The sequence below is a fragment of the Pseudonocardia charpentierae genome, from assembly GCF_031845345.1.
Lineage (GTDB): Bacteria > Actinomycetota > Actinomycetes > Mycobacteriales > Pseudonocardiaceae > Pseudonocardia > Pseudonocardia charpentierae.
Genome location: NZ_JAVREJ010000005.1, coordinates 194,608 through 207,040, shown reverse-complemented (window position 1 = coordinate 207,040; position 12,433 = coordinate 194,608). Strand labels below are relative to the sequence as shown.

Annotated in this window: 14 protein-coding genes; 10 read left to right on the top strand and 4 right to left on the bottom strand. The window is 71.5% G+C overall.

Features of this window, described 5'->3' with window-relative positions:
- Positions 1-65: 65 nt before the first annotated feature.
- Entirely contained in the window at positions 66-800 is a 735-nt protein-coding gene (locus RM445_RS10300) for a DUF4191 domain-containing protein (RefSeq protein WP_311555940.1), read from the top strand.
- Between the two features lie 6 nt (positions 801-806).
- On the opposite strand, the gene RM445_RS10295 is transcribed toward RM445_RS10300, so the two are convergent.
- The gene (locus RM445_RS10295; protein ID WP_311555939.1) at positions 807-1,277 is read right to left on the bottom strand and encodes an RDD family protein; all 471 of its coding nucleotides are present in this window, start codon (positions 1,275-1,277) and stop codon (positions 807-809) included.
- 131 nt (positions 1,278-1,408) lie between these two features.
- Between RM445_RS10295 and glnA the strand changes: the two genes are divergently transcribed.
- Entirely contained in the window at positions 1,409-2,833 is a 1,425-nt protein-coding gene (gene glnA / locus RM445_RS10290) for a type I glutamate--ammonia ligase (protein WP_311556025.1), read from the top strand.
- 31 nt (positions 2,834-2,864) lie between these two features.
- On the opposite strand, the gene RM445_RS10285 is transcribed toward glnA, so the two are convergent.
- Positions 2,865-4,022 carry a lipid II:glycine glycyltransferase FemX gene (locus RM445_RS10285; RefSeq protein WP_311555938.1) on the bottom strand — a complete coding sequence of 386 codons (1,158 nt, stop codon included), beginning with the start codon at positions 4,020-4,022 and terminating at the stop codon, positions 2,865-2,867.
- 132 nt (positions 4,023-4,154) lie between these two features.
- On the opposite strand from RM445_RS10285, the gene dacB reads away from it, so the two are divergent.
- The 6 genes from dacB (at position 4,155) to RM445_RS10255 (ending at position 9,123) form a co-directional block, all read left to right on the top strand.
- Positions 4,155-5,819 carry a D-alanyl-D-alanine carboxypeptidase/D-alanyl-D-alanine endopeptidase gene (gene dacB / locus RM445_RS10280; protein WP_311555937.1) on the top strand — a complete coding sequence of 555 codons (1,665 nt, stop codon included), beginning with the start codon at positions 4,155-4,157 and terminating at the stop codon, positions 5,817-5,819.
- Positions 5,820-5,934: 115 nt separating this feature from the next.
- On the top strand, positions 5,935-6,933 hold the full coding sequence (locus RM445_RS10275) for a Ppx/GppA phosphatase family protein (protein WP_311555936.1): 999 nt from the start codon (positions 5,935-5,937) through the stop codon (positions 6,931-6,933).
- A gap of 83 nt (positions 6,934-7,016) precedes the next feature.
- Positions 7,017-7,382 carry a DUF3040 domain-containing protein gene (locus RM445_RS10270; protein ID WP_311555935.1) on the top strand — a complete coding sequence of 122 codons (366 nt, stop codon included), beginning with the start codon at positions 7,017-7,019 and terminating at the stop codon, positions 7,380-7,382.
- A 46-nt stretch (positions 7,383-7,428) separates the two neighbouring features.
- On the top strand, positions 7,429-7,683 hold the full coding sequence (locus RM445_RS10265; RefSeq protein ID WP_311555934.1) for a hypothetical protein: 255 nt from the start codon (positions 7,429-7,431) through the stop codon (positions 7,681-7,683).
- Entirely contained in the window at positions 7,680-8,189 is a 510-nt protein-coding gene (locus RM445_RS10260) for a mycothiol transferase (RefSeq protein ID WP_311555933.1), read from the top strand. Before RM445_RS10265 ends, RM445_RS10260 begins: the two co-directional genes overlap by 4 nt.
- Positions 8,190-8,262: 73 nt before the next feature.
- A complete protein-coding gene (locus RM445_RS10255; RefSeq protein WP_311555932.1) occupies positions 8,263-9,123 on the top strand; it encodes an MEDS domain-containing protein in 861 nt (286 codons plus the stop codon).
- A gap of 222 nt (positions 9,124-9,345) precedes the next feature.
- Here RM445_RS10255 and RM445_RS10250 read toward each other — a convergent pair whose 3' ends face one another.
- Both RM445_RS10250 and RM445_RS10245 read right to left on the bottom strand, forming a co-directional pair.
- Positions 9,346-9,771: a nitroreductase family deazaflavin-dependent oxidoreductase gene (locus RM445_RS10250; protein ID WP_311555931.1), complete on the bottom strand. Its 426-nt coding sequence runs from the start codon at positions 9,769-9,771 to the stop codon at positions 9,346-9,348.
- Positions 9,768-10,496 carry a M50 family metallopeptidase gene (locus tag RM445_RS10245; protein ID WP_311555930.1) on the bottom strand — a complete coding sequence of 243 codons (729 nt, stop codon included), beginning with the start codon at positions 10,494-10,496 and terminating at the stop codon, positions 9,768-9,770. The genes RM445_RS10250 and RM445_RS10245 overlap by 4 nt, the downstream gene beginning before the upstream one ends.
- 40 nt (positions 10,497-10,536) lie before the next feature.
- Between RM445_RS10245 and RM445_RS10240 the strand changes: the two genes are divergently transcribed.
- Together RM445_RS10240 and lat are read left to right on the top strand one after the other, a co-directional pair.
- A complete protein-coding gene (locus RM445_RS10240) occupies positions 10,537-11,010 on the top strand; it encodes an Lrp/AsnC family transcriptional regulator (RefSeq protein WP_311555929.1) in 474 nt (157 codons plus the stop codon).
- A 57-nt stretch (positions 11,011-11,067) separates the two neighbouring features.
- Positions 11,068-12,402 (top strand): L-lysine 6-transaminase, encoded by a 1,335-nt coding sequence (lat, locus tag RM445_RS10235; RefSeq protein ID WP_311555928.1) that lies wholly within the window; start codon positions 11,068-11,070, stop codon positions 12,400-12,402.
- Positions 12,403-12,433 lie beyond the last annotated feature (31 nt).

Here is a 12,433-nt window from a genome sequence, read left to right as displayed (position 1 = left end):
AGCCTCTTCCCGAGCGGACGCGCGACCGGCGTTCCCGGCTTGGCACGGGCCCGTATCCTGGCGGTATGCCCGCCAAGCCCAAGCTCGACAAGGCCGCGAAGAAGGAAGCCCGCCGGGAGAAGCGCGCCGCGTCGAAGGCGCGTCGCCGGCAGATCTGGGAGGCCTTCAAGCTCCAGCGGCGCGAGGACAAGAAGCTCGTCCCGCTGATGGTCGGGGTCTTCCTGCTCGCCGTCCTCGTGGTGTTCGGCATCGGGTTGATCTTCGACGTGCACTGGCTGGTGCTGCCGATCGGCATCGCGCTGGGTGTGCTCGCCGCAGTGAGCATCTTCGGCAGGCGTGTCCAGCGGTCCGTGTACTCCAAGGCCGAGGGCCAGCCGGGCGCCGCGGGCTGGGCGCTGGAGAACATGAAGGGCTCGTGGCGGGTCACCCCGGGCGTCGCGGGCACCACGCACCTCGACGCGGTACACCGCGTCATCGGCCGTCCCGGCGTCATCCTCGTCGCCGAAGGCGCTCCCCACCGCGTCAAGAGCCTGCTCGCCCAGGAGAAGAAGCGCCATGCACGGGTGGTGGGCAAGGCCCCGATCTACGACATCATCGTCGGCAACGACGAGGGCCAGATCCCGCTCGGCAAGCTGCAGCGCCACCTCATGAAGCTGCCCCGCAACATCTCCACCGGAGAGATGGACACGCTCGACGGCCGTCTCGCCGCGCTCGGCTCACGGGCGGCGGCGCTGCCCAAGGGTCCGCTCCCGGCCGGCGCGAAGATGCGGAGCGTCCAGCGCACCGTCCGCCGACGCTGACCGGGCTCAGCCCCGGGTCCGCACCACGATCGTCGAGGCCGCCCGGTCGTGCCAGCCGCGACCGTCGCCGTCGCGGGCCAGTGCGGGCAGGACGAGGGCGAGCAGCGCCGTCCGCAGCACCGCACGCGGGACACCGACCAGCGTCGACCGCAGCGACGCCACCCGCAGGCCCAGCGCGGCCATACCCGGCGTGATCCCGAACGCCGCCACCGCGACGGCCGTGAGCACGAACCACACGGCCATCACCAGCCAGGAGAAGTTCGGCGACGCCAGCGCGTCCGGGCCGGAGAAGATCCCGGCGATGAGGTAGCAGAGCAGCCAGTCGATCGTCAGTGCCCCGAGCCTGCGGCCGAATCCGGCGGCCGATCCGGTGCCCGTCGCCGGTAGGTCGAACCGCTCTCCGGGGTATCCGCCCCCGCCTCCACCGCCGCCCGGGGACGCAGCAGATCCGATCTCCGATTCGCTCCAACGGGCCACGCTTACAGGGTAGAGGCCTGGACTGTGCCGTGATCCCCGTTAACCTGCAGGAAACTGGCGAGTGACGTTCGGGCAACCTGTCGCCCATAGCGTGCCCGTCGACCAGTATCCAGTCGAAGGAGTCCGTGAGCGTGTTCAACAACTCCGAAGAGGTACTCAAGTACATCTCGGACGAGAAGGTCGAGTACGTCGACATCAGGTTCTGCGACCTGCCCGGCGTGATGCAGCACCTCACCGTCCCCGCGGCCGCGTTCGACCAGAGCTTCATCGACAGCGGCATCGCGTTCGACGGCTCGTCGGTCCGCGGTTTCCAGGCCATCAACGAGTCGGACATGGCGCTGTTCCCGGACGCGGCCACCGCGCGTCTCGACCCGTTCCGCAAGCACAAGACGCTCAACATGAACTTCTTCGTGCACGACCCGATCACCGGCGAGCCCTACAGCCGTGACCCGCGGAACGTCGCGCGCAAGGCCGAGCAGTACCTGGCGTCCAGCGGCATCGCCGACACCTGCTACTTCGGCGCCGAGGCGGAGTTCTACATCTTCGACTCCGTGCGCTTCAAGTACGACTCGTACGAGAGCTTCCACCACATCGACTCGGTCGAGGGCTGGTGGAACACCGGCCGCGAGGAGGTCGGCGGCAACCTCGGCTACAAGGTGCCGTTCAAGGGCGGGTACTTCCCCGTGCCGCCGGTCGACCACTACGCCGACCTGCGCGACGACATGGCCACCAACCTGACCAACGCCGGCTTCGAGCTCGAGCGCGGTCACCACGAGGTGGGCACCGCCGGTCAGGCCGAGATCAACTACAGGTTCAACACGCTGCTGCACTCGGCCGACGACATCATGCTGTTCAAGTACATCGTCAAGAACACCGCATGGCACGCCGGCAAGACCGTCACCTTCATGCCGAAGCCGCTGTTCGGCGACAACGGCTCGGGTATGCACGCCCACCAGTCGCTGTGGAAGGACGGGCAGCCGCTGTTCCACGACGAGGCCGGCTACGGCGGCCTGTCGGACATGGCGCGCTACTACATCGGCGGCCTGCTGCACCACGCCCCGAGCCTGCTGGCCTTCACCAACCCGACGGTGAACTCCTACCACCGCCTGGTTCCGGGCTTCGAGGCCCCGGTGAACCTGGTCTACTCGGCCCGCAACCGCTCGGCCTGCATCCGGATCCCGCTGTCGGGCAACAACCCGAAGGCCAAGCGCCTGGAGTTCCGCTGCCCCGACTCATCGGGCAACCCGTACCTGGCCTTCTCGGCGATGATGATGGCCGGCATGGACGGCATCAAGAACAAGATCGAGCCGCCCGCCCCGATCGACAAGGACCTCTACGAGCTGCCGCCCGAGGAGGCCAAGGACATCCCCCAGGTGCCGGCCAGTCTGGAAGCGGTCATCAACCGCCTCGAGGACGACCACGACTACCTGCTCGAGGGCGGCGTGTTCACGCCGGACCTCATCGAGACGTGGATCGACCTCAAGCGTACGAACGAGATCGACCCGCTGCGTCTGCGTCCGCACCCGTACGAGTTCGCGCTGTACTACGACGTGTGATCGGTCCGCCGCCTGACCCGCCGACCCGGGTTCAGGCGGCGGTACCCGGTCGACGCAGGCCCGGTATCCCGCCCACGAGGGTGCGGAGGCCGGGCCTGCGTGCTTCTACCGGTGCCGATCGGCGCCCGGAGACCCGGTGCACGACACCGCGCCACCGTTCCGCCCTGGGCAGGACGAACCGGAGCCCGCGGCCGACGAGCCCGTCGGGCAGCAGGTCGTAGGTCCCGGGGTAGATCACAGGCTCGCCCCCGAACCCGAGCTTGAAGAACGCGACGCCGTGCCGCACCGCGCGGTTCCCGGCGAGGGCGGCGCGTGCCACGTCGAGCGGGATGCCCTCGAAGTCGTAGTAGCGGTAGCCGGCCGTCCGGGCCCAGCTGATCCCGGTCCAGTGCACCAGCTCGTTCGCGCCGGGCGGCGAACCCTCGACCCCGCGCCATCCGCCGATCTTGTAGAGGACACGGTCGCCGAACGCGATGAGCAGAGCAGCCGACAACGGCGTGCCCTCGTGCTCGGCGATCAACAGGCGGGCGTGCCCGGAGTCGCCGAAGGCCGCCCAGAGACGCCGGTAGTACTCGGCGGAGTACGGGGCGAACCCTTGGCGTCGCGCCGTCGCCTCGATGCTGTCCTGCAGGATCGAGAGGTCGTCTCCCGTGCCGGTGCGGACCGTGACCCCTCCCCGGCGCGCCTGGCGGATGCGGCGGCGCGTGGTCGCGTGCAGCGCCCGGAACAGCGCATCCTCGTCCGGGGCCACACCGACGTCCACGACGACGCTCGCCACCGGCGCCGTGTGCAGTCCGCTCGCCACCAGCCCGCGCGACTCCAGCAGTTCGGGCAGGTCCCTGCGGTCGACCGGCGGCTGGACCTTCAGCAGGAGGATCCGCTTCCGCCTCGCGTGGTCGCGCAGCGCATCGAGCACGGCGTCGAGGACCGCGGGATCACGCGAGACCAGAAGGGGGCCACGGGGGACGTAGGCGATCCCGCCGACCAGCGGGAGGCTGCGGGCCAGGAGCTGGCAGCCACCGATGATCCGCCCGCCGTTCCGCACGACGATCCGCGTCGCCCGCCACCCGCCGTCCGCCTTGACGTGTCCCCACCCGCTCGTCTGCAGATGATGCCCGCCCGGCACTGTGGCCACCCAGTCGTCCCACGCCGGGTGAGTCGCTTCCTCATGGACCTCGATGTCACCCATTCATTCCATGCTAGGCCGAGTCGGCCAGGTTCGTACCTTTTGTCCTATTTAGACAGATCCACTTCGTTGGTGCTGATGGCGTAACGTGCGGCCGCCAGCCCGCGACCCCATGATCAAGCTTTCGGACGAACGGTGCGGTCGGACGCGAACTGGCAGGAGGCGGACACGGTGAGTGGCGAGCAGGAGAGCTGGACACGGCGGGCGTTTCTCGTCACCACGGCCACGGTGACGGGAGCAACCGCCCTGGCCGCGTGCACCACGCAGCCCCCCTCGCCGCCGGGGCCGACCCCGCCGCCCACTCCGCCCGGAGCGCCTGCCGCCCCGCCGGCTGCGCTGCCGGACGCGGCGCTGACCGTGATGCAGGGTCCCCGCTATGCATTCAGCCGCTGGTACGTCCACGTGTCGGACCGCGCGACGGGCGCGCCGCTGCAGGAGCTCAACGCCGACCAGCTCGTGTTGCCGGCGTCGACGACCAAGCTCTGGTCCACGGCCGCGGCCCTCGACACGTTCGGGCCCGACTTCCGGTTCGAGACACCGGTGTACCGACGCGGCTCCGTCGAGGGCGACGAACTGCGCGGCGACCTCGTGCTCGTCGCCCGCGGCGACCTCACGATGGGGGGCCGCGACACGCCGCAGGGCACGATCGCCTTCACCCCGCTCGACCACGCGGAGTCCAACGCCCTGCCCGGCGCGACCCTGACCCCGCAGGATCCGCTCGCCGGCCTCGACGACCTCGCCCGGCAGGTCGCGGCCGCGGGCATCCGCCGGGTTACCGGGACGGTCGTCGTCGACGCCCGCATGTTCGACCAGACCCCGAAGGACGACTACATCCTCAGTCCGATCATGGTCAACGACAACCTGGTCGACCTGACGATCACCCCGGGTCCGCCCGGCGGCCCCGCGACCGTGGTGTCCCGGCCGGTCACCGCCGCGTACCAGGTGCGGACCGCGGTCCGCACCGTCGCCGCCGACCAACCGGCGACCGTGTCGGTCACCACGCCCGAGCCGGGCGTGATCGCTGTCGGCGGGGACATCCCGGCGGCCGGCCCGCTGCTCCGGACCTACCAGGTCGCCGACCCCCCAGCGTTCGCCCGCACCTTGTTCGTCGAGGCGCTCGGCCGGGCGGGCGTCACGGTCGCGGCGCCCGCGGCGGGGCCGAACTCCGCCGACACGCTTCCGCCGGTGGGCTCCTACGCCGACGGCGACAGGGTCGCGCTGCACCGGTCGCTGCCCTTCGCCGAGAACATCAAGCTGATCAACAAGGTCAGCATGAACCTCCAGGCGGACACACTGGCCATGCTGATCGCGGCGAAGAACGGTCGACGCACGCTCGACGAGGGCATGGCACTTCTCCAGCCGTTCATCCGCAAGGCCGGCATCGACCCGTCGACCCTCTCGCTCAGCGACGGCCGCGGCAACGAGTACACCGACCTCTTCACGCCACGTACCGTCGCCACCCTGCTGCGCTACATGGCCACCCGCCCCGACTTCCCGACGTACCAGGCCTCGCTGCCGATCTTCGGTGTCGACGGCACCGAGACGAACGTCGTCCCGGCGGGCAGCCCCTCCGCCGGCAAGGTCGCCGCGAAGAGCGGCACGACCGTCGCCGGGGATGCGATGAACCAGCGCGCGTTGGTGATGACCCGGGGCAACGCGGGCTACATGACGTCGAAGAGCGGCCGCGAGACCGTCGTGGCGGCGTACGTCATGCACACGCCGATCGGGGCCGTCGACGAGGTGTTCGGCATCGCCCAGGACGTCGGCGCGGTGGTCGCCGCGCTGTGGGAGGCGACGTGACCGTCGGCCGCACCGCGGAGCCGGACAGCGCGGCGCGGCCGAGCCGTTCGCCCACGGTTCAGGCGCCGTTCGCCTGCGCTGCGTAGCGTCGGCCCTCAAGCCGAAGGGGGCGCTGATGACCGGATCGCGGCGTCTCGGGGTGCTGGACGTGGGTTCCAACACCGTGCATCTGCTCGTCGTCGACGCCCACCGCGGTGCCCGGCCCACGCCCATGGCGTCGGAGAAGACCGAGCTCCGCCTGGCCGAGCGGATCGACGCGTCCGGCCGCCTGACCGACGACGGCGGCGACGCCCTGGTCGCCTCGGTCCGCCGAGCGGCCTCCGCCGCGGCCGCTGCAGGCTGCGTCGAGGTGCTGGCCTTCGCGACGTCGGCGTTGCGCGACGCGACGAACTGCGCCGCCGTGACCGACCGGGTCCGGGCGGCGACCGGGGTCGCGCTGCAGCTCATGCCGGGCGACGACGAGGCTCGCTACACCTTCCTCGCCGCGCGGCGCTGGTGCGGCTGGTCGGCGGGGCGACTGCTGGTGCTCGACATCGGCGGCGGCTCGCTGGAGCTGGCCGTCGGCGCCGACGAGCACCCCGACATCGCGGTGTCGGTCCCGCTGGGCGCCGGCCGGACGACCCGCGAGTGGTTCCGCGACGACCCGCCCCGCCGCCCGGAGATCGCGGCACTGGAGGCCCACGCCGCCGCAGTGCTCGCTCCGGTGGCGCGGACGCTGCGTCGTGCCGGCGCACCCGATCGCACCGTCGGCACGTCCAAGACGTTCCGCTCCCTGGCCCGGCTGATCGGGGACCGGCCTCTTCTCGTCGCCGCCGAGCTGGGCCAGCTCCTCGCCTTCATCACCCGGATGTCGTCGCACGACCTCGCCGAGCTCAAGGGCGTCAGCCCGGGCCGCGCCCACCAGCTCGTCGCCGGGGCGGTCGTCGCTCGGGCGGCGATGCAGGCACTGCGCGTGTCCCACGTGGAGATCTGCCCGTGGGCGCTGCGCGAAGGCGTCATCTTCCGGCGCCTGGACACCCTCGACGGCCGCGAACCCGCCGGACGGGACCATGACGACGACCTGACCGACGCCGGTTGCCCACCGGCCGATTTCCCGTTCACCGCGATCGGCTGAAGGCCGTCGCCCACTCGCGGCCTGGCTGACGACATCTCCCCTGGTGAAGGGTGAAGCATGCCCCTATCGGGTATCACCCTGCCGTGATTCCCGACGACGCCGCGGGCCGCCCTCTCAGCCCGACCGAGCTGGCCACGATCGCCGATCTCGAACGGCAGCTCCTGGTCGACACGCCGATCCCGGATCGGGCCCGCGGCACCGGGAGCTCGCGGCGGCGCGGGTGGCGCCGGTCGGCGAACACCACACCGCTCGCCGCGCTCGTGGTCGCGGGAGTGCTGCTCGTGGTCGTCGCAGGGCTGGCGGGCGCCGGGCTGCTCGGAGCACTCGCCGTGCTGGTGAGCGTCGTCGTCACAGCCTTCGCCTGGCCGCTACTCCCCCGCGGTCTCGGTGGCCCGGTGCGGCCCCGCCGGCTGCCGCGGCGGTTCGTCCGGCTCGGGCGGCCGCGCTGATCCGCTTCCGCTGGCAGCGGTTCGGTCCACATGGCACGGTGGCGCCGTGGCGTGGACGATCGTCGAGATCGAGACAGCAGCTCCCGGATGGCGTACGAGCGGCACCGGCGGCGACGACGGCGCACCCGTGGCGGTGTGGGCGCTGGTCGAGAACGAGGTGGGCGAGCGGTTCGTGCTGGGGCTCGACCCCACCGCCGAGGGCGTAACCGGTCCGGGCGGGCGGCTGATGGACGTGAACCGGTTGATCGCCGAGATCGACGACGGCGAGGGTGGCTACACCTACCGGGCTCCCCTGTCATGAACGCGCTCGGCGTGCTGCGCGACCTCTTCGGCAGGGTGAAGACCGATGTGCACGGCGCAGTCGACGGACTCGACGACGCGGCGTTGGCGCACCGCGTCGGCGGCGACGCGAACTCGATCGCCTGGCTCGTTTGGCACCTGACGCGGGTGCAGGACGACCACGTGGCGGAGGTCGCGGGCACCGAGCAGGTGTGGACGGCGCAGGGCTGGGCCGGACGGTTCGCGCTGCCCTTCGACGTGGAGGCCACCGGCTACGGTCAGGGCGGCGACGAGGTCGGCGCGGTGCGTGTGGGCGCGGACCTCCTGCTGGGCTACTACGACGCCGTCCACGAGCAGACGCTGCAGTACCTGGACCGGATCGGCGAAGACGACCTGGACACGATCGTCGACCGGCGGTGGGATCCGCCGGTCACCCTCGGCGTGCGGCTCATCAGCGTCGCGGACGACGACATCCAGCACGCAGGGCAGGCGGCATTCGTCCGGGGAGTCGTCGAGAGCGGCGGATGAGCTCCGGCGACGGACGGCGGCTTAGCCCGTACGGCCCGCGCGCGCACTGTGATCGTTTGCGTACGATCCCTTCGTGGGCGACACAGGCGGGGGCCACGTCCGGTCGCACGTCCACCTGTGTCAGGTCTTCGACGGATTCCCGGAGTTCCGCACCGCAGCGATCGCGTTCCTGACCGACGGTCTCGCCCGCGGGAACCGTGTCCGTTACCTCGCCGACGGGGATCCGGACGTGCTGCACGCCGAGATCGCGCCGCTGGAGCGCCTGCCGGCCGCACAGCGCACCGGCGCCGTCGAGGTCGTGTCGACCGGCCGGAGTTATGCAGGCCCGACCGCGTGCGTCGACGCGCAGACGCAGGTCGAGGTCTACACGCGCGACACCCGCACGGCGTTGGCCGACGGTTTTACGGGCCTCCGGGTGGCCGCCGACGTCACGATGCTCGTCCGCACAGCCGCGCAACTCGACGCCTTCGCGCGTTACGAACACCAGGTCGACCGGTTCACGGCGCGTGCCCCGTTCTCCGCGATGTGCGGCTACCGACGGTCGGAGCTGGGCGACGAGGCCGTGGCGCAGCTTGCCTGCCTGCATCCCGGGGGGAGCGCGGCGCATGCGCCGTTCCGGATGCACGCCACCCCCGGTGCGGACGTCGCGCTGTCCGGCGAACTCGACCTCACCACCGTCGATCTGTTCGCCGCCACCGTGGACCGCGTCGGCCTGGCCGAGGGGGCGGAGGAGGTCGTGGTCGACGCGACGGGCCTCGACTTCGCCGACCACCGGAACCTGCTCGTGCTCGAGCGGATGGCCGACCGGTACGGACGGTCCGTGGTGCTGCGCACCTCGCGGCGGTGGCCGGCCCGGCTCGTCGCGGCGCTCGGCCTGAACCGGGTGCGGGTGGAGCACCACGCCGCGTCACCCCTCGCTGTGCACGCTTCGTGATCGAAGCACCACTCCCGGCCACGAATGTGACTGTCGATCAGGCGCTGAGCGTTGACAACGACAACTCCGAGTTGCTTAGCTCTTAGCAGGTGTTCCGCATCACATCCCGGCCAGTCCTGGTCCCGGATGTGGTTCAGCGTGCTCGGCCGTTCTGGGAGTGGACGGGGCCGAGATCGATGGGTCCGGTCGGGTGGACACGCGCCCCCGACCGGACCCGCCCGCCTATGCCACCCGCTGCAGTGCGATCACGGGGATCACCCGACTGGTCTTCTCCTGGTACTCCGCGAAGCCCGGGGCCGCCGCCATGATCTCGACCCACTTCTCGTCGCGAGCGCTGTCGACCAGCTCCTGCGCCTCGACCGCGACCTTGTCGGTGCCCACCTCGACCTCGACGCGCGAACGGGCCTTGATGTTGTGGTACCAGTCGGGGTTCTTCGGCGCCCCCGCGGCGGACGCGACGATCACCATCCGGTCGCCGTCGGGGAAGTAGACCAGCGGCGTCACGCGTTCGGTACCCGACCGCGCCCCGACGTGGTGCAGGAGAAGCATCGTGGCGCCCTCGAACGGACCGCCGACCTTGCCCCCGTTCGCCCGGAACTCCGCGATGATCTGCTTGTTCCAGTCGTTCACGCCGTCCAGTTCAGTCACGCGATTCCTCTCACCAACACCCATGCGCCCGTGATCACGGCCACCACCGCAGCGAACCAGAACAGGGCCGCCCACATTCCGCCGGGCACGCCGGTGAGCCGCGCGAGCGCGTCGGCGTCCGACTCGTCGCCGAAGCGCGGAACCCCGCGCCGACGGCCACGTTGCAGCTCGCGCACCGATCGCAGCGCGCCGAACAGCAGGAACCACGCCATGGCCGCCGCGAAGGCTCCCTGCAGCGTGGCGTCGCCCCACCAGGCCACGGCCCCGACGACGCCACCGGTGACGAGCACCGACACCACCCCGTACGCGTTGCGCACCTGCAGGAGCGTCGCGACCAGCAGGACGACGACCAGCCACAGCGACGCCGCCGCCCGATCCGTGGCGACGAGCAGGGCACCGACCATCCCCAGGACGGCGGGCGCCGGGTAGCCGGCGAGGAAGGTCAGCACCAGCCCGAAGCCGCCGGCGCGTCCCCGCGACGTCGTCACGCCCGACGTGTCGGCGTGCAACCGGATGCCCGTCAGGCCGCGCCCGGCGAGTACCGCGACGAGCGCGTGCCCACCTTCGTGCGCGATCGTCACCACGCCGCGGGCCACCCGCCACGACGCGGTCCACCCCACCACGAGGAGCGCGAGAACCGCGGCGGCGAGTACCTCGGGGCGGTCGCGGCCGGTGGCGAGCGCAGAGTTCAACACGGCGTCCAGCACGTCGTCGAGTCCGGTCACGGGTCCAGTCTGCCCATGCGGGCATGGCTACCCTCCACGCGTGACCCACGAGCTCGACGACGACACCGACCGGCTGCTGGTCCGCCTGCTGGCCGGCGACGGTCGGGCGACGCTCGCGACACTCGCGGCGGAGGCGGGCCTGTCGGTGTCGGCGGTGCAGGCGCGGGTGCGGCGGCTCGAGTCACGGGGGGTCATCACGGGATATGCGGCGGCGGTCGATCACGAGGCGCTGGGGCTGCCGCTGGCGGCCTTCGTCGCGATCACCCCCCTCGACCCGGCCCAGCCCGACGACGCACCCCAGCGCCTGAGCGGGCTCGACGCGATCGAGGCCTGCTACTCGGTCGCCGGGGCGGAGCACTACCTGCTGCTCGTCCGGGCCGCCTCGCCGCGCGCACTGGAGGGCGTGCTGCAGGAGATCCGCGCGCGGGCGAACGTCGCCACCCGGACGACCATCGTGCTGCAGACGTTCTTCGAGCGGCGGCCTCCGGCGGGCGGATCACTCAAGTCGCCCTGACCGGATTTTCTCCGGCGAATGCTCAAATCTGCCGGATTATTGTTGTACGATCCGCCGATGACCGTCACTGTCGAGCGCGCCGCCGCCGCGGCGGACGTCCACGCCCGCCTGGCCCGGCACCTGCTCGTCGACGGGTTCGATCTCGTATTGGACCTCGACCGGTCGCACGGCTCGTGGCTGGTCGACGCCCGCGACGGTCGTGAGTACCTCGACCTGTTCACGTTCTTCGCCTCGTCCGCGCTGGGCATGAACCATCCTGCGCTCTCAGGTGACCCGGTCTTCCGCGCCGAGCTGCTGGCGGCCGCGCTCAGCAAGCCGAGCAACTCCGACGTCTACACGGTCGCGATGGCCCGGTTCGTCGACACGTTCGCCCGCGTGCTCGGCGACCCCGCACTGCCGCACCTGTTCTTCGTCGAGGGCGGCGCACCCGCCGTCGAGAACGCCCTGAAGGTCGCCTTCGACTGGAAGTCGCGGTGGAACGAGGCGCACGGTTTCGATCCCGCGCTCGGCACCCGGGTGCTCCACCTGCGCGAGGCGTTCCACGGTCGGACCGGCTACACGATGTCGCTGACCAACACCGAGCCGGTCAAGATCGCCCGCTATCCGAAATTCGACTGGCCGCGGATCGACAACCCCTACGTCCGCGCGGGCACCTCGGCGGCGCAGCAGCGCGACCGGGAACGGGCCGCCCTCGCGCAGGCGCAGGAGGCCCTCGCCGCCCACCCGCACGACGTCGCCTGCGTGATCGTCGAGCCGATCCAGGGCGAGGGCGGCGACCACCACTTCCGGCCCGCGTTCCTGCAGGCGCTGCAGCGGCTGTGCCACGCGCACGACGCGCTGTTCGTCGTCGACGAGGTGCAGACCGGCTGCGGGCTGACCGGCACCGTCTGGGCCTACCAGCAGCTCGGGCTGACCCCGGACGTCGTCGCCTTCGGCAAGAAGACGCAGGTCTGCGGGGTGATGGCGGGCGGCCGGGTGGACGAGGTGCCCGACAACGTCTTCGCCGTCAGCTCGCGGATCAACTCGACCTGGGGCGGCGGGCTCACCGATATGGTGCGGGCGCGGCGCATCCTGGAGGTCGTGGAGGCCGACGGGCTCGTCCCGCGCGCGGCGGCCCTCGGGCGTCGGCTGCTCGCCCTGCTGCGCAACCTCGCCGAGCACCATCCCGGCGTGACCGACCCGCGCGGGCGCGGGCTGATGTGCGCGGTGAGCCTGGAGACCCGGGAGCTGCGCGACCACGTCGTCGAGCGGCTGCGGGTGGACGAACGCGTGCTCGTGCTGGGTTGCGGCACGCGCAGCCTGCGGTTCCGGCCGGCGCTGACGGTCACCGGGCAGGAGTTGGCCGCGGGTGTCGCAGCCCTGGACCGGGTGCTCACCGACCTGGAGCGGTGAGCGCACTCGGCTTGACCGTGCGGCTGCTCGC